A 15,186-nucleotide genomic window follows, 5' to 3' on the forward strand; every position below is an offset into this window, starting at 1 on the left:
ATCACATTCCAGTCAGCTGAAAAAGACTGGAAACCGCGGGGAGTTTACCCAAGCTCGCCGAAACCTCTTCTCCGGCCTTGCACTCGAGATACGTTCCCGGGAAGGGCTCATTTCGATGGAAAACAATGCTGAAGCTGGCCGGCGCCGTAAACGCACTCTCTTGTATCCAGGCGCCAAAAAATTCCTTGAACTTTTCGATCTGCGGATGCCGCATTTCGATTGCACGCGCGGCCTCCTCCGGCAGCCCCGTCACCTGGAACCCCCAGGAGTATCTCGTCGGCTTCCATATGAAAGCCGGAATGCTGGCAGAATGCGTATACCCTGTCAGGCGAAGACCATAGGCTTCGATCGGCTGCCGAAAAATAACATTGGTTTCGCGATGCTGACCATCACCATAGCTGTTGACGCGGAAAACCTTCCGAACGTGCAGGAAAGCAGCCTTCTCCTCCGTCAAAACATCGAAGAAATCGATACCGCAGGTAATCAAGGCGTCCAGCACCTTGTCGGCGCTTTCGGGCATCGCACATTCAGGCGCCGTACCCCCGCTTTTCTCGCAAATGACCGCTCGGCTGGGATCCCGATCATCATAAAAGCGGTAGAGGAAAAATGCCGCCCCGCCGAACAGCACGCCACTCAGGCTCGACAGGGCGACGAAAAGATAGAGGCCGCCCAGCAACCAGTTTTTCATTCTTCGCCGTCTCCTCGTAAATTCAACCTTTACGTGCTTTCATAAATTTAGATAAACCAAAGAGAGAAATGGCGCAAGGAGCATAGTCGTAGCATGGCCTCAAAACCGGAGCATTGGTGCCGCTAAAGATGCAGACGTCACTCGAAAGTTCGAAGCGCATCCCCGAGCGAAATACCGCCTAAGGGGTGCCGGGTACGGCCCGACGACGCATCCGGCTCCCACCGGTATCCCTCGCTGCTCTCGCTCATTGGCGACTGCTCCCTTGCCCGCTTTTCAAGTAAGAATTGCAGCGCCTGATCCAATTCCGGCTCGTACCCGGGATATGAGACGATCAGGTCGGCGGATTGCCCGGTTTTCCTGTATAAATCAGCGAAGTCGTCCATCTGGTCCGTCAGATCGATACACCCGGCAGAACCAGCTTCCGCGCCGCCGTGAATTGAGAAGCCGCTTCTTGTTTGAAGGAATGGGCTGCCCGATTTAGGCGTCAACCATGCCCTCGAATTTCCCCATGACTCTTCGAGCCCCGGCCAAGTGCCTCGTCCGGCATGGCCCAGCCACCGCTCCATTCCCCCCTCGGGCGGATATTGAAGCTCTTCGACCGAAAATACTCCTTCCGGGATCGGCCCCTCTCCTTTCACATGTTGCTGGTAAGGCGCATGTTTCTGGTTCGGCGATTGAGAGTTTTTCTCACCGCTCACCGCTTTCCAGCCACCGGAATAGCGGCCGTTCTCGGTCGCGTTCATGCGCTCGCCGTCGAAATGCAGCATGATTCTCTTTTTGTCGTGTTTTCGGCCCATTTAAATGCCTTCTGTTAAGCTGCGGACACGTTGTCGTCTTGATCCCGGAGGCGCGTGTACTCTGGCTTGGCCCGCTCGTCAGGGCCAAACAGGAAGCGCGATGCCTGGTCTTCTTCTGGTTCTTCACCTGAGCTCGCAAAAATGGCGCCGTCCGCCCTTGCTTGTTCGGCTCTCTTTAACATCGCCTAGGTGAGTTTTTCCGACGCGCGCGGCTGCCCACCAAGGGCTTCGCGATAATCAACAACGCCGAATGACCACTTGCGCCTATCGAGGTTGCGCTTCTCCAATCACCACCAGAGCCGCGCGATCGTCTTTTCAGCTGACGCGACAAATAAGTCGAAGCTCTCTGCAAATTTCGTCCCAATGGATTGCGAAAGGAACAGATCTAGCACGTGGGGCAGGTCTTCCATCCCGTTCGTCTCCCCTGCGACCGAGCAGCCAATATATGTCCCTGGAAGGCTTGCATCTTGCTTCGGCACGATCGTAAATGCCGCATCTGTCGATTTTCCATTGCTCCGTTGATGCGCTTCGATCGCCCTTTCGATGTCGTCCGGCCGCCCAATGACTCGAAATCCCCACGTGATTTCCTTAGACCCGGCGCCACTTGGCTGAGACCAGGCCTGCGTGTAACCAACGAGACGCAGCGCGCGGGCTTCGACAGGTTTATCGAAGGTGACCACGGACGTTCGGGGTTCCTCCGAGTCCAGGAGGTCGTAAGGGAGCAACCTGACTTCCGCACGACCGAACGCCGCCCTTTCCTCCTTAAGGACCTGGAAAAAACGCGGGCTGCAGGAAAGAAAGGCGTCCACGACCTTGTCGGCACTTTCGCGCGGCAGTGAACATTGCGGCGCCACGTCACCGCTTCTCTCGCAAATGCCTCCCCGGCTCATATCCTCGAAGGAATAGGGGTCGATCGTAGCCAGAACAACGCCGCCAAGGGCGATGGCGACACCGCACAGGCCAAAGGCGAGATAAAGCGCAACGAGCACAAACGTCTTCATGTCTTGTTATTTTCCGAGATGTGAATGCGGCCATCGCGCTCATAGAACATAACGGAAACAAATGCAAGCATTACGAGCGCTGACGACATTCTTCAATCAATCGGCAAACCCTGATATCAGTTCTCGGAGTGAACCGCTTCCGGGGAAAAGCCAATTCCAGAAACCTCCAGCGTTCAGTGGTCGTTTTGATGACGGCACTTGTGTTGCGGGTTCGCAATTCCCACCTCGGTGGTAAATGGGCGAGCCGAGACTCGCCCATTTATATTCAGCCTGCCTCGCTCAGCCCGAAGAGGTCGGCAGCGACGCCGAGGCCCTTCTCGTTCTTCACCTTCAGCGTGCCCTCGCCTATGATCACACCCTTGTCGGCGTCGCCGGTCTTGGCAACGTCCTTGTCTTCCTGGATCTTTCGCAGCCAGAGGAATTCCAGCATGTCGGTATCGAGGAAGAAGGCGTTGCGCGCCGTCGCCGCCGTCGCCGCCTGAACGCGGTTCGGGTGGATCATGACGGTGCCGAACGGGCCTTCGTAATAGTCGGCCGTGGCAACGATGGTGTTGCGCTCGCCGCCTTGCGAGACCGCGTAGCGGAACGGCGCCACATTGCTGTCCGACATGAAGGTGACGAACACGCTCTTGACGTAGGGCGATACCGAGACGTGGCGGAAATTGGCGCCGCTCTGATAGCCCGCCTGCATCACGCTATCCAAAATGGATTTGGTGAATGCGCGCTGCTCGCCATCGGTCGGGGCCACCGTAAGCCCGGTCGCATTGTCGAAACCGCCATTGGCGCCGCCGGCACCGCGGGAAACATTGGTCTCGATCCAGGTGTTGAGCGAACCGAATTCGCGCGTCGCGCCGGCGACCGAGGCGTTGGTGTCGACGATGGCATATTCGACGTCCTTGCGGATTTCGATGCCCTTCTTCAGCTTCTGGTATTTGCGCTTCTGGACGTTGCCGGCCTCGGAAACGACTTCCTGCGTACCGGAGATGATCCAGTCCTTGCGCATGATCTGGGTATAGTTGCCCAGGCGCTCGGGCGGGGTGATGGCGCCGAAGGCATATTCGTCACCTTCGCTCTTGATGTTCTCCCCCGGAGCAGCAAGCTCGTCCGTTTCCCATTCGGGGTGAATGGAAACGCACTTGCCCTTTTCGATGAACGAATAGATCGGGGTGTCCTCGGGCGTGATGCGCGAGACCACATCGGAGAGTTCTTCGCGGTTGCCCACGGCTTGAGTGGTCATATAGGTATTGGCAAGAGCTGCCATGTTCTGATCCTTCGAAAGCGTTTGCAGGACAAGTGGCGATCCGGTTTTCCGTCCGCAAACGCGACAAGTGTTTGAAGATGGGGGTTATTCGAAATCGATCAGGAGCGCGTCCTTGATCGAACCTGTTTTTGCCAACCTCTTCATCGCATCCTGGTTCTTGCGTGCCTGAGGGTTCGCCGGGCCCTTCGGCTTGCTTTTCGCTGTGGCCGGGGGCGCGTTTGCCACCTTCGTCAAGGCCTTGCTCTTCGCCTGTTCTGCCCGAAACCCGAGCATGGCGTAGTGCATGACCTTGAAGTAGCGGTGGTCGGTGAAGCCCTGCATCTCGTCCTGGGAAAACCCGAAATCCTCACCGGCCTTGAAAGCTTCGGCAAAAAATCTCTCTCGGGCATCCTCCCTCGCGAGGCGCGGGAAGGCTTCGAGCAGCTTCGCGTTCTCGGCCGCAAGGGTTTCCTGCGTTGCGGCCTGTTTGAGTTCGTCGCCCACCCGTTTCGGCTCGGCGCTCACTTCGATGAGGCGCTGAACCTGTTCCAGAGCCCCGTCGTAAACAGCCTTCTGGCGCGTGTACTCGGCCGGATTCTGGATCGCCAACATTCGCGTCGGCTCGGCCGGCAGCTGCTGGATCAGGAATTCTGCGATGGCGTTCGCCGTTGTGGCGACGCGGGTTGTCATGGTCTCGAGATTTCGGCCCTTATTGCCGAGTTCCTGAGTTTTGTGGCGGTAGTCGCGCTCCCGCAAATAGCCGAGCTTCAGTTCCTCCAGGGGAACCTGCTCGCCCCCTTTCAGGGTAATGATCGTGTCCGGGGCTTCGTTGGACTCCTCGCCCTCTTCGCCGGGTTCGGTTGTCTCGTCGCCCTGGTCTGCGGGTTCGCCGGTCTCTTGGCCCTCGTCTTCCGGGGCCTCATCCGTCGCATTCGTCGATTGCCGCTCTTCCTCTTCCCGTTCGTTGGTCTCGGAGGACTCGGCGAAGTCGAGGTCGACGGCGTGATCGAAGCTGAGTGCGGGGCGACCGCTATCACTCTCCCCGGACGGGAAGTTGGTGGCTGCGTCTGTCATGTCTGGCTTTGCCTTTCAGAGCACTTCAGGAAGACCGCGATGGTTCTCCCGGGAGGTGCGTAGTTTCGAGAGGTCGATGGTTCGGTGGTTCAACGAAGGGCTGAACCCAACGAGGTTTAGCCGCCTAGGCCGGGGCGCCCTTTCCGCAGGCAGAGGATTGTTCCTCGGCGAGGAACTTGATCTTGCCTTTGAAATTCCGGATAGCCCGCACTTCGGCCGCAAAGGCCGCGCGGGTCTCGTGATCTGTGTGCCTTGCGTTGACGCAAGCATTGACGGCCGCCGTTTCGAGCTCGCCCATCAGCAGGTGAAACAGCGGCATGTCGAGCAGCGCCTGCGCCGCTGCGATCCGTTCTTCTGGCTTCATGGCAGGCTGTCTCCTGTGCATTGTTAAGCGGTCCATCCTCGCAACCAGCGAAAATTTGCACGCAATGATTGAGTTTGACCTTGAACTACGTGCCGGCTGTGGCACTGTCTCAACATCTTGTGAGATGCAATTCATAGGGGAACATCATGGACAGGAATGAGAGCGCGGCGAACGCGCGCAAACCGAGATCATCCGCCTGGATCACAATGCTCATTGGCTGCATGTCAGCCGCGATCGGGCTGGTGCTCGTTGGGCACTTCCCGGAGTATGGTTACTGGGCCAGGACGGGGCTGTTCGCCGCGACGGTCTTCGTCTCCATATGGCTCCTCAGCCATGCCCATGCAGCTATCCACAGACGCCGCAATCGTGCATAAATGACCTGTGGCGTGATGCACCCGCGGTAAGCAGCGTAGCCGGGGCCGGCAACAGGCCATGCCATGCCCCGGGTAGGAATGCCGTCAAGCTCAAGTCTGCAATTAATATAAACTGGGACGTAGTGTCTTGATGACGCCCGAACCGCTGTAAACCACCGTATATTTCTCCAGGTAAAAGAAGCTCCCCATTCCAAGGAGATATTGTCCATAGTCCCAGTATTCGTTCGGCCCGTCTCGCACTGCCGTGCCGATGTTTCCCCCGCCATCGGCCGGCAGCAGGAGACGTTGGAGGGCTTCGCCGGGCTCCAGATTGAAGCGCAACAGGTGGCGTACCGGTTCGTCGCCATAGTCACGCATGTTGGGCTCCCAAAGCACCACTTCGACGGCGATTACATTGCTGGATCTGTTCTCGACATAAACGATGACTTTCCTCGAAAGCAAGTTACTCAACATGAAGACGACGAGCAAGGAAACTATAAAGAACAGACCCAGTACGTATTTGGCAATACGCAGCAGCGTGTTTCTTTTAATCATCGTTTTAGTGCCTGAAATGGACTTGTAATTAGCCGGCGTTTTTCCAGCTCATCGGCGACTAGGTCGAAGATCTGCTCGCCGCTTGCATCTTTATTGGCCGAGCCGATCCGTCGTCCGACCCTGTTGTTGTAAAGGTCCATGTAGACTTCGGCATACGGCCCTTTAGAAGACCGTTCATAGGCGTCACCCAGCATGGCGGCGTCCTCCTCGTCGCGTTGGGCCATCAAGGCGCTCCAGTAAGCGTGCCGGAAGGCATCGCGGCAATCGTTATGCGGACGCTTGTTGGCGCGGGCATAACCGTTGCCCGGAGCGCATTCGGGCACATTCAACTCAGGCGCCACGGCGCTGGCGGTTCGAGAATCCCCCCATGCCGCAAGGCCGTTCAACGGTCCGGCGCGCAATGCGGCCTCGTATTTGCCCATGCCTGCGGGAGACCATCCAAATTCCGCCGCCAGTTTTTCCCGTTGGTATCCGGCGAGCCCCCCCTGTCCCTTCTTGAAATAGCCCGGATACTGGTAATATGCGGCTCCGAGCGCGTTTGCGGCGTCAACCTCCGCCGCACCCAAAGGGCCGCTCCCGCTCGATGGCTGGGTGTCCGCCGCCTGCCTTGCTGGCGGCATTCGGGCCGGCGATTGTTTCGGCTCGCCCAACATTTTCTGGACTATTTGGTTGCGTAAATATTCGCTCATCCGTCCCTCCGACAATGACCACCGGACACGGGGTGCCACCGGGCAAAAGCTCGGCGACACTGCTCTGCGTTCAACTATGGGCGACTATGGGTCGCTGTGCGAACCGCCAGCTTTTTCACAAAGAAGTATTCCAGTAACGTATAAATCAACAAAAACAGAGGATAGTGCCAGTTAATCCAGGTAACTGCAAATGACACCAATACAAAAAAATGTATGCTTTCCATATCAACAGTGTAATTCGCTGGATTTACGAAAAATATATATACGAAATGTAGCGCAATAATGGGGAATATCGACAAAGTTATATATAACAACCTCAATGACAAACGAACGTTTGGCAACGGAGCGAATGCAAAGACGTAGCATGTCGAGGCGAATTTCGCCCGTTCATAAGAAAAAAGATTGCCGTAGTACCATTCGGCAAACGTAAGCATGACGGCATAGCAAAGCAGGACTCGTATTGTATTGAGTGCCGCATAACGCATCCGATATTCCCCAATTTGCCTTCTCGAACGCTTTTGACAAAATTCTCGTTCGCTTTCCTTTACATCTCAGGCGATTGTGGCGCATTTATGCCACCTTAGGTAGTTCATTCAAGACAATAGGGCAAGATCCGCTTCGCCATCCCGCGAGGCGATGGGCGCTTCCCTCCATCGCTCGCACGCATCAGTCAGCCCCTGCGCCGGAGCGTGTTGAAAAGACCGCCCAAGCGGGGTCACGCCAAGGGAAGAAACTCATCGAGCGCGGGTCTGCATTCACCAGATCTCGGTCCTCGGCAAACTGCACCGTAGCTGCAACGCGCAACCGCCATGCCGTTCGCCGTTGGTTTGATCCCCAAAGCCTCTCATTTGGAAAGGAGTTGCTTGAGGCTCTCCAGGTCATACGCTTCCCCGACCGCGCGCTTCGACTGTCGAAGTTGCCGGTCAAGTTTGGTCGGCCACATCGTTTCTTGTATTTCGGCAAAGGGACCGACCCCGTTTATTGCCCGCGTTACGTTGGTTGTGCAGTCAAAGAATCCGCCGCCGCCGATATCATCGGACCGCTTGATTATTTCAGCCTCCTCTTCGGGCGTTGTTGCATATTTGCGTATCGTCACATTTGGACCATCCAGCAGTTGATATTTGAGGTATTCCTCGGGTGACACATCGGGCCCGTAGAGGGCGCGCCCGCTTCCCATTTCCCGGTTCATATAAGTGCCGGAAGGATCATAGAGGAACTTTCCCTCCCGATCGCCGTCGTCCGGGATAATGAAAAGGCCGCTATGCATTTCGTTACCGAACCAGCCCGTCGGATTCGTATTGCTCACTACATATGTCGCGGCCACCTCCGTGCCCTTGCCATCCGGCGGGCGCGGGCTCGCCACGTTCGGCGAGAAGCTGTTCGCCGCCTCGCTGAAATCGCGCAGTTCCAACGCGAATGTCGTCTTTGGAATTTCATTATAAACATCCTGCAATCCACGAATTTGCCTTCTCACCCCGGCAACCCTCCTATATGTGCCGCTGCAAGCGGCTCGCCGCCCATGATTTCCACGGCGTTCTGCTGTCGTTTCAGGTTCAGTTCGGCGTCGATCTGGTAGCGCTTCAGCGCGACCTTCCGCTGGATTTCGGCAAGCTTCAGCTCGCGTCCGATCTCCAGCTTCCGCCGCTCGTTTTCCGCCGTCAGCCGCGCCTTCTCGGCCTCGGCCTGCGCCTGCATCTGCAGTTTCTGCATCTCGGGATCAGGCTTGGAGGCAGCCGCCTGCATCCGCTGCCGGAGCTCTTCCGGCGCCGGCTTGGTGAAATAGAGGTCGGGCGATTTCAGCCCCGCCGCCTCCACCGATTTGGCGATGCCGTTATAGAGATTGTCCGGCGAGACATAGGGATTGTCCGGTCCGAGCGCCATCAGCAGCTTTTCCTGCAATTGCAGGATCATCTGGATCATCATCATGTCGCGCTCGCGGGTGCCTGCCCCCAGCCCGGTATTGATCGTCGCGTCCATCTCCGCATTCCAGTGGCGCGGATCGAAGGTCACCCACTGTCCGCGCAGGCGCACGGCGCGTGGCCGGTCCTGATGCTTGACGACAAGGCGCAGCAATCCGCGAAAGACGCGCCTCAGCCCCTGCGCAAAGGTGCGCACCATCAGTTCCGTCTGGCCGATCCCGGCCTGCTCGACCAGTGCCGTCGCCCGCGCCGTCATGTTCTGCAGCGCGTCCGGCGCCATGCCGCTCGATGCGTCGGAAATGCCGGTGCGGTCGGTCGCCTCCTGGTCCAGATAGGAAAGCATCGCGAAGGATTCCTTGGCGACGAAGGGCACCATGGTGTAGCCGAGCGCCGCGCGCGCATCGATCCCCTGGCTCACCCGGATCGGCTGGCCGAATTTGGGATTGAGCACGGCTTCCGGATTGGCGATCGCGCCTTCCTGGACGATCGGCTGCTGGTTGTTCTGCCAGTAGAGATTGTCGAGCGTCTGGCGCATCAGCACCGTCTTCACCCGCTGGATCTCCGCCATGTCGTCGGTCACCGAACCGCCCTCGCGCTGGTGCGGCCGGCGTTCGACGGTGAGGTCGGCAAAGGGCACCTCGTCCCATTCCTCGTTGGAAAGCAGGTTCTCCTCGCTTGTGCCGCCGGCAAAGACGAGCCGGCGCAGCTCCGCAATACCGTCGTCGTCGGCATCCACTTTCACGTAGAGCTCGTAATAATCCACCTCCTCGAGCGCCTTGGGCACCGCATCCTTCGTCTCGAAGGCGTCGCGCCTGCGTGTGGATGCCTCATCGTCGCGGCCGCCGGCCTCGGCTGCCGGGAGGCCGTCGATCAGGTCCCGGTCATGTCCCATTGCCACGAGGTCCGAACGGCGCATCCGCATGGCAAAGCCGGTGATCGGGCTGTCGGCGATCGAGATCGCATCCGGATGAATCAGAAATTCCTCGAGCGGCACCGCCGCCAGTCGCGGCGTCCCCCGTTCGGCCCGGCGGCGGATCTTCACGCTGTAGCTCGGCTGCTCCACCACGCCTTGCGGCGTTTCCATTCTTTCGACGGTTTGCGACTGTTCCAGCACCTCCACCTCGTCATCGCCGACGAGCTGGATGAGTGACGCCTCGTCGAGCCCGCTATGGGTCGAAACCGAGACCGACATCTGCTTCTCGTACCACCAGCGGATAATGCCGTTCCTGAGCTTCAGCGCATCATGGGCGGCATCCTGCACCGCGTCGTAGCCGTCGCTTTCGGGAAAGACGACATAGTTGATGTAGTCGGTCGCCTGGCTTGCCGCCGCCTCGTCCCCCTCGTTGACAGGGGCGTATTCCACCACCTTGTCATTGCCGAGGATCGTGCGGATCAGCGAGGGCAGCACCTTCTTGATCGCCGCCCGCACGTCGCGTGAGACCACCTTGGACCGGTTGGCGTCTGCGGGCACGTCCTTCATCGTCCCGTCGTAATATTCCATCGCCTTGATGCGATCGACCGCGAGCTCGTCGCGATAGTCTTCGCAGTCCTTCACCAGCTGGCTGACGAGTGCGGACAGGCGTTCATCGGTCATTGCGGCCATCAGAGAACCTTTCGGGCGGTGAATTTCCAGTTTGCGTTGCCGCCGATTGCCCGTGCATGGCGCTTCATCATCAGCGCGTAGCGCGAGGCGGCGAGGAGGTCGTCGCGCTCCTTGACGATCCTGCCGTCCTTGCGGTGATACAGGCGGAATTCCTCGAACCATTCCGTGCAGGTGGAAAACACCTTCCAGCGCCCGGTCTGCATCCGCTGCAGCATGTCGGAAAGCCCGGCTTCGACGCCGTTCGTGCCGTCGTCGAAGGTCGCCCTTTCGGGAAGAAGCGCCAGCCCCTGTGCCCGGTACTGGGCCGCCAGTTGCTCGCCGCTGCCCTTGTCATGCTGCAACCCGTCATGGGGCCACGCCCAGGGCAAGGTTCCGCCCCAGGGTTTGAGGGCTGCCGCGTGGATGATCGGCGTCGATTCCCGCTCGCGATAGAGCTTGGTCACATAGAAGACATCAGCATCCCGGTCCCAGGCGCAGCCGACAGCCGCGAAAGGATGGTCCCAGCCGAAGTCGAGTCCGCCGATCTGGACCCAGTGCTTCGGTATATCGAACGGATCGGCACGAATGCTCTCCTCGGTTACGGGAAAGATCCGTCCGGAGCCGAGAGCCGGCACGCCCTTGGTGCGCGCCTCGCGCTCATGGGCGGGATAGCTGTCGATGATCCGCCGGCGCTCCTCGGGCGTATAATGTTCCGCATCCTCGATCGTCATGGTGGTGACCTAGCGGTCCGCCGACTTTTCCATCAGGTATCTGGCCACCACGGCGCTCAGGCCCTTCAGCGGCGTGAAGGTCACGGCGATGGAACCGCGGGTCGCATTGGTGCGGGTGATCCCTTCGAAATAGACGTCCTCAGGCGGCTCCTCGTCGAACCAGACATAGTCCACCGTGTTGGCCTGCCACTTGGCCCGTCCCTGCTCGTAAGCTTTGAAAAGCAGCGTCGAGGCTCCGCCTGCAACGTGCCGCACCGTTACGCTGTCGAGAGCCCCGGAAGCGCCGGAGCGGCGCGTCGTCGCCTGGATCGTTGCCTTGGGCACGAATCCGGTGCCCCATTCATCCTCATTCAGAGGCGGGCCTATCAGCAACCGCTGCACCCCGTCGCGTGTCAGCTCATAGGACTCCGAGCCCGCGAGCATTGCGACGGGCCGGTCGAACCGTCTTCCCTGCCACCATTCGGGATAGCGGCCGGTCAGATGCATGGCTGCCTCCGCCGCGCCCGCAAGCGTCTTGCCGAGCTGGTTGCCCGCCATGAACAGCCTCTCGCGAAAGGTTGCGCCGGCGGCATGGAACTCCCGCTGCTTGGCATAGGGCTGATAGCTGGAAAGGATATTCGTTCGTTGCCGCCGGTGGAGTTCCGCCATCAGCGACATCTGTTCCCTGAGCATCGCGGAGAGGCCGAACGCAACGGTTCTTTCGGATGGGTGGGGTGCGCTCATCCGTGATCCTGTCTTTATTTGAAATTGCGGCGGCAGACGCGGAGCAGCGAGTTCGCCGCTGGACTGCGGGGCGAGAAGCTCAATAATGCTCGGTCATGATCAAGGCGCGCCGTTATACATGCGCCGCAACAGGAGAAAGATCATGATCGAAGGTCATTGCCATTGCAGGGCGGTCCGCGTCGCGGTCCCCGTCCGCCCCGAGACGCTCGGCGATTGCAACTGCTCTCTCTGCAGCAGGCTCGGAACGCTTTGGGGTTACTATCCGTCAAACGAAGTCGCCGTCACCGATCCGGAAAGAAAGCTGGTCGGATATGTTCAGGGAGACAGGACCCTGACTATGCACCACTGCAGCGTCTGCGGCTGCACCACCCATTATTCGCCCATCGGCGGCAACACGTCCCGCATGGCGGTTAACATGCGCATCTTTGATCGTTCGGTCTGGGAGGACATTCCGCACCGTCTGATCGACGGCGCGAGCTGGTAATCAGCAGTCTTTCTTGCTTCGTGGCCTTCAGATTCTGCCCATCAGAAGCAGTATCAGCAGAACCACGACCAGAACGCCAAGAATGCCTGAAGGGCCGTAGCCCCAGCCGGACGAATAGGGCCAGGCGGGAAAGGCGCCGATCAGAAGCAGGATCAGGATAATGAGCAGGACGGTGCCAAGCATATCACGGTTCTCCCTTGCACAATCGAACTTTCCGAGAACGAAATAACGCGCCAAATCAAGTTTCTACAGCGACTTTTGCGCGTCTCGAAAGAAGTTGGAGCGCTACAAAGCGCATCGTTCATCCTAACGAATGCGAAAATCCGGATTATGTTCCACGCCCCTCGCGATGCATTCAGGGTGAAGCGCAATCAGAAGACGCAATTTCCTCCGCCCGACCCTGGCTTTTCGAGCTGTCACGCCGGGAACAGCAGTACCGCACGAATGAGCCCTATATCGGGATATTCTCATATGCGTGAGAACATGCTAATTTTCTTGTTTTTATCGGAGGGGAGCCCGATGCCACGTATTGCAAACCTTTATTTCAAAACAGCGATTGTCTTTTTGATCCTTGGCATTTCGATCGGCCTGCATATGTCGATCTCAGGAAACCATGCCGCGACGGGCGCTCATGCTCACGCCAACCTGCTGGGCTGGGTCACGATGGCGATTTTCGGCGGCTATCATGCGCTCAACCCCCAAAAGGCGGCGAGGCGGCTGGCGATGATACAATACGCCGTCTACACCTTCGGGGTCGCGGTCCTCATTCCGTCTCTATACCTGCTGCTATCAGGCAATACTGCGGTGGAGCCGATCGTCGCCGTCTCTTCGCTCATTGCCTTTGCCGGCGTTCTGCTCTTTGCCGTCATCATCTTCTCGAGCAGCGAAGCGCCTGTTTCGGCAAGGGTGGCGCCGACCCATTGATGCTATGCCCTTGCGGGCGGCGGGCGCTTCCGCATGCCGCCTGCCCTCTTCTTGCCGGAGATTAAGGGCCGGATCGCCGCATCCAGGGCCTGGATGCGCTCGATGAGCTGTTCGTCGGACAGCTCGTCCGCGCAGCCGGTTGCGGCACTCAGATCCTTCGGCAGGATCGACGAGACGAGCTTCAGATAGGTTTCCGGCTTCTCCTCGCGAATGCGGGCAAGCACGCCGACGCCATGCTGTGCGAAATCCGCCTGCACGGCGCAAAGAAAGCTGCTCCCCAAGGGGTCGCGCGACCCCGCGGGCGCCAGGCCCGCAGAGGAAGACCTCGCCGCCGCTTCGGCCCGCGCCGCGATATCCGACATGGCGCTTTGATCTTTGGACATTACGCTCTCCCGCTTGTCTTCATCGCTTCCCTTGCGCAACGGCTCGTCTTGTGAGGCGTGTACTCCAATTTTACTGCTACCCCTAATTGCGCCAAAATCTCAGATCAGATTGCGGCCGTAATGGGCGGCACCGCCCGGATCTCGACGAGCCGCCGTCACACCGCAGGGGGGAACATGAATCAAATCTTCGCCACGATATTGCTGGCCGCCGCTTCGACCCTCCCCTCCATCGCGGCAGAAACCGGCGAGCCTCGCTATTTTGTGAAGGCTTGGCTTGAGAAGGCCGACAGAAGCTTCGAACACACCACCGGCTGGTGCGATGAGAAAGACCGCTGCTTCGTGCCGATTGCCGAACATATCATCGAGCTGCGTGACCTGACCAGTTCGAGCTACAGACTCAAATTCTGGTCCGACCCCTGGGAGGAGGAGCCCTGCTGCATCTCCCGCACCGGTTCCTCCGAACTGGATCTCTGGAGCGGGCACCCCCGCGTGGTCCCTCTTTATTACACCCCTAAGGCAGGCGATCGAGGGGTGATCCCCTTCGGCAAGCTCATCATCGCGGTCGAGGACCTCGACGCACGAGATAAAGCGCCTGAAACGCCTCGCCTGTGACTGGCTCAGTGAGGAGAACGGTGCGCAGTGATCAGGCAACCTGTCGCTTACTCTCTCCACCCGGAGACCGCTTGTTTGAGGGTCATCCTGGGACCCCAACGATAACTAACCTGCCCTTGCAGCCAAGATCCGCCGCTTTTTCTGATCAGGTCGTTGTCGGGTAAGCCGTACTTATCGAATGTTGTTTTTTTCGTCATAAAGATTCGGCTGATTACTATATGGATCCTCGTAAACACTGTTCCGCTCATAATCGTCAGCGCGATTCTGCGCCTCTTGAATCGAAGAAATTATGCTGTTCAGCTGCGCCACTCCATCTTCGTTAGACACCTTCGGCAACAGAAACTTCAACTCGTTCTTCACGTCTTCAAGGTTCTTCTGCAAACCGCTTCGGCCTACTCTCGCTCCGGCCGCGTTGGCATCCTCGTCCCGTGGATCCTTGGAGAGGCCTCCCAAAGGCTTCCGTGGCCCTTCAGGCAAATAGGCGTTGGGGCCGTATAAAGCTGCCTGGAGCAGATCTTCGGCATACGCTTTGGCATCTTCAGGGCTGAGCGTCGAGGGGTTCTTCGCCGTCAGTCTGTGTCGTTCGATCTTCCCCACCGGTGCGGCTCCATCAACCGGGCTTTTCCGTTCACTCATAAGCCTCTCCTCAAGGTTGGTGATGTCGCGATGTTGTCCGGGTGCAAGAATTTCATTGCGGCCGACGATGGCGCCACTTGCTTGAGCGCCGCTAGTTGGCGCTTGGGTCATGCAAGTTTGAATCGACGCGTCTCCAATCCGAAACCGCCTGGCGGGTTCGGGGAGACGCGGAGGCGCATCGCCGGCCGCACACGGCGCCGCAGCGTCTTGGGACGCGCTGGATCGCCGTGAGCCTTGATTTCAATATGACGAAGAGTTCCGCCGAAAGGAGCAGCCTCCAACCGTGACGCCGCGGCCTGAGCGCGGCCTCACCTCCGCGCCTTCATTCCTGTGCCTGTCACAGGAATCCTGTGTGTCGAAACTGTGCTTATATGGGTGCGGGCGGAAGGCCGTCGGAATCCTGGTCTTTAAAGACCGTGTGCTGGCCTCTG

Annotated in this window: 17 protein-coding genes and 1 pseudogene; 4 read left to right on the forward strand and 14 right to left on the reverse strand. The window is 58.8% G+C overall.

The window, feature by feature from the left end:
- Position 1: 1 nt before the first annotated feature.
- The 6 genes from FB009_RS24180 to FB009_RS24205 form a co-directional block, all read right to left on the reverse strand.
- On the reverse strand, positions 2-688 hold the full coding sequence (locus FB009_RS24180; RefSeq protein WP_011975965.1) for a hypothetical protein: 687 nt from the start codon (positions 686-688) through the stop codon (positions 2-4).
- Positions 689-825: 137 nt separating this feature from the next.
- The gene (locus FB009_RS24185) at positions 826-1,485 is read right to left on the reverse strand and encodes a L,D-transpeptidase family protein (RefSeq protein WP_011975966.1); all 660 of its coding nucleotides are present in this window, start codon (positions 1,483-1,485) and stop codon (positions 826-828) included.
- 287 nt (positions 1,486-1,772) lie between these two features.
- The gene (locus FB009_RS24190; protein WP_011975967.1) at positions 1,773-2,486 is read right to left on the reverse strand and encodes a hypothetical protein; all 714 of its coding nucleotides are present in this window, start codon (positions 2,484-2,486) and stop codon (positions 1,773-1,775) included.
- A gap of 265 nt (positions 2,487-2,751) precedes the next feature.
- The gene (locus tag FB009_RS24195) at positions 2,752-3,747 is read right to left on the reverse strand and encodes a DUF5309 domain-containing protein (RefSeq protein WP_011975968.1); all 996 of its coding nucleotides are present in this window, start codon (positions 3,745-3,747) and stop codon (positions 2,752-2,754) included.
- 84 nt (positions 3,748-3,831) lie between these two features.
- Positions 3,832-4,800, reverse strand: coding sequence for a hypothetical protein (locus tag FB009_RS24200; protein WP_127581740.1), 969 nt, complete (start codon positions 4,798-4,800; stop codon positions 3,832-3,834).
- Between the two features lie 124 nt (positions 4,801-4,924).
- Positions 4,925-5,164 carry a hypothetical protein gene (locus tag FB009_RS24205; protein WP_011975970.1) on the reverse strand — a complete coding sequence of 80 codons (240 nt, stop codon included), beginning with the start codon at positions 5,162-5,164 and terminating at the stop codon, positions 4,925-4,927.
- A gap of 146 nt (positions 5,165-5,310) precedes the next feature.
- On the opposite strand from FB009_RS24205, the gene FB009_RS32830 reads away from it, so the two are divergent.
- Positions 5,311-5,538 carry a hypothetical protein gene (locus FB009_RS32830; RefSeq protein WP_018208164.1) on the forward strand — a complete coding sequence of 76 codons (228 nt, stop codon included), beginning with the start codon at positions 5,311-5,313 and terminating at the stop codon, positions 5,536-5,538.
- Positions 5,539-5,640: 102 nt separating this feature from the next.
- On the opposite strand, the gene FB009_RS24215 is transcribed toward FB009_RS32830, so the two are convergent.
- The 5 genes and pseudogenes from FB009_RS24215 to FB009_RS24240 all read right to left on the reverse strand — a co-directional run bounded on the left by FB009_RS24215 (position 5,641) and on the right by FB009_RS24240 (position 11,716).
- Complete coding sequence (locus FB009_RS24215) at positions 5,641-6,072, reverse strand: hypothetical protein (protein WP_011975972.1); 432 nt, start codon at positions 6,070-6,072, stop codon at positions 5,641-5,643.
- The gene (locus FB009_RS24220; protein ID WP_011975973.1) at positions 6,069-6,761 is read right to left on the reverse strand and encodes a DUF6973 domain-containing protein; all 693 of its coding nucleotides are present in this window, start codon (positions 6,759-6,761) and stop codon (positions 6,069-6,071) included. Before FB009_RS24220 ends, FB009_RS24215 begins: the two co-directional genes overlap by 4 nt.
- Before the next feature lie 844 nt (positions 6,762-7,605).
- A complete protein-coding gene (locus FB009_RS24230) occupies positions 7,606-8,235 on the reverse strand; it encodes a hypothetical protein (protein WP_011975975.1) in 630 nt (209 codons plus the stop codon).
- Positions 8,232-10,283 (reverse strand): portal protein, encoded by a 2,052-nt coding sequence (locus FB009_RS24235; RefSeq protein WP_102045529.1) that lies wholly within the window; start codon positions 10,281-10,283, stop codon positions 8,232-8,234. The genes FB009_RS24230 and FB009_RS24235 overlap by 4 nt, the downstream gene beginning before the upstream one ends.
- Positions 10,283-11,716 (reverse strand): annotated as a pseudogene (locus FB009_RS24240) (terminase large subunit domain-containing protein). Before FB009_RS24240 ends, FB009_RS24235 begins: the two are co-directional and overlap by 1 nt.
- 142 nt (positions 11,717-11,858) lie before the next feature.
- On the opposite strand from FB009_RS24240, the gene FB009_RS24245 reads away from it, so the two are divergent.
- On the forward strand, positions 11,859-12,200 hold the full coding sequence (locus FB009_RS24245) for a GFA family protein (RefSeq protein ID WP_011975978.1): 342 nt from the start codon (positions 11,859-11,861) through the stop codon (positions 12,198-12,200).
- Between the two features lie 27 nt (positions 12,201-12,227).
- Here the strand turns inward: FB009_RS24245 and FB009_RS24250 are convergent, their stop codons facing one another.
- Complete coding sequence (locus tag FB009_RS24250; RefSeq protein ID WP_010969642.1) at positions 12,228-12,383, reverse strand: DUF3309 family protein; 156 nt, start codon at positions 12,381-12,383, stop codon at positions 12,228-12,230.
- A 336-nt stretch (positions 12,384-12,719) separates the two neighbouring features.
- On the opposite strand from FB009_RS24250, the gene FB009_RS24255 reads away from it, so the two are divergent.
- The gene (locus FB009_RS24255) at positions 12,720-13,124 is read left to right on the forward strand and encodes a hypothetical protein (RefSeq protein WP_024311637.1); all 405 of its coding nucleotides are present in this window, start codon (positions 12,720-12,722) and stop codon (positions 13,122-13,124) included.
- A 2-nt stretch (positions 13,125-13,126) separates the two neighbouring features.
- Here FB009_RS24255 and FB009_RS24260 read toward each other — a convergent pair whose 3' ends face one another.
- Positions 13,127-13,486, reverse strand: a complete 360-nt coding sequence (locus tag FB009_RS24260) for a hypothetical protein (protein WP_024311638.1) — start codon at positions 13,484-13,486, stop codon at positions 13,127-13,129.
- Positions 13,487-13,681: 195 nt separating this feature from the next.
- Here FB009_RS24260 and FB009_RS24265 point away from each other — a divergent pair, with 195 nt between their 5' ends.
- Positions 13,682-14,119, forward strand: a complete 438-nt coding sequence (locus FB009_RS24265) for a hypothetical protein (RefSeq protein WP_011975981.1) — start codon at positions 13,682-13,684, stop codon at positions 14,117-14,119.
- Positions 14,120-14,290: 171 nt separating this feature from the next.
- On the opposite strand, the gene FB009_RS24270 is transcribed toward FB009_RS24265, so the two are convergent.
- Positions 14,291-14,866, reverse strand: coding sequence for a hypothetical protein (locus FB009_RS24270; RefSeq protein WP_011975982.1), 576 nt, complete (start codon positions 14,864-14,866; stop codon positions 14,291-14,293).
- Positions 14,867-15,186 lie beyond the last annotated feature (320 nt).

Source organism: Sinorhizobium medicae (assembly GCF_007827695.1).
Taxonomy (GTDB): Bacteria; Pseudomonadota; Alphaproteobacteria; order Rhizobiales; family Rhizobiaceae; genus Sinorhizobium; species Sinorhizobium medicae.

What these genes read in the sequence shown, in the direction of transcription:
- FB009_RS32830 (WP_018208164.1), top strand. Translation starts at nt 5,311, where the DNA reads ATGGACAGGAATGAGAGCGCGGCGAACGCGCGCAAACCGAGATCATCC.
- FB009_RS24185 (WP_011975966.1), bottom strand. Translation starts at nt 1,485, where the DNA reads ATGGGCCGAAAACACGACAAAAAGAGAATCATGCTGCATTTCGACGGC.
- FB009_RS24270 (WP_011975982.1), bottom strand. Translation starts at nt 14,866, where the DNA reads ATGACCCAAGCGCCAACTAGCGGCGCTCAAGCAAGTGGCGCCATCGTC.
- FB009_RS24250 (WP_010969642.1), bottom strand. Translation starts at nt 12,383, where the DNA reads ATGCTTGGCACCGTCCTGCTCATTATCCTGATCCTGCTTCTGATCGGC.
- FB009_RS24190 (WP_011975967.1), bottom strand. Translation starts at nt 2,486, where the DNA reads ATGAAGACGTTTGTGCTCGTTGCGCTTTATCTCGCCTTTGGCCTGTGC.
- FB009_RS24180 (WP_011975965.1), bottom strand. Translation starts at nt 688, where the DNA reads ATGAAAAACTGGTTGCTGGGCGGCCTCTATCTTTTCGTCGCCCTGTCG.
- FB009_RS24260 (WP_024311638.1), bottom strand. Translation starts at nt 13,486, where the DNA reads ATGTCGGATATCGCGGCGCGGGCCGAAGCGGCGGCGAGGTCTTCCTCT.
- FB009_RS24215 (WP_011975972.1), bottom strand. Translation starts at nt 6,072, where the DNA reads ATGATTAAAAGAAACACGCTGCTGCGTATTGCCAAATACGTACTGGGT.
- FB009_RS24255 (WP_024311637.1), top strand. Translation starts at nt 12,720, where the DNA reads ATGCCACGTATTGCAAACCTTTATTTCAAAACAGCGATTGTCTTTTTG.
- FB009_RS24220 (WP_011975973.1), bottom strand. Translation starts at nt 6,761, where the DNA reads ATGAGCGAATATTTACGCAACCAAATAGTCCAGAAAATGTTGGGCGAG.
- FB009_RS24205 (WP_011975970.1), bottom strand. Translation starts at nt 5,164, where the DNA reads ATGAAGCCAGAAGAACGGATCGCAGCGGCGCAGGCGCTGCTCGACATG.
- FB009_RS24235 (WP_102045529.1), bottom strand. Translation starts at nt 10,283, where the DNA reads ATGGCCGCAATGACCGATGAACGCCTGTCCGCACTCGTCAGCCAGCTG.
- FB009_RS24195 (WP_011975968.1), bottom strand. Translation starts at nt 3,747, where the DNA reads ATGGCAGCTCTTGCCAATACCTATATGACCACTCAAGCCGTGGGCAAC.
- FB009_RS24245 (WP_011975978.1), top strand. Translation starts at nt 11,859, where the DNA reads ATGATCGAAGGTCATTGCCATTGCAGGGCGGTCCGCGTCGCGGTCCCC.
- FB009_RS24265 (WP_011975981.1), top strand. Translation starts at nt 13,682, where the DNA reads ATGAATCAAATCTTCGCCACGATATTGCTGGCCGCCGCTTCGACCCTC.
- FB009_RS24200 (WP_127581740.1), bottom strand. Translation starts at nt 4,800, where the DNA reads ATGACAGACGCAGCCACCAACTTCCCGTCCGGGGAGAGTGATAGCGGT.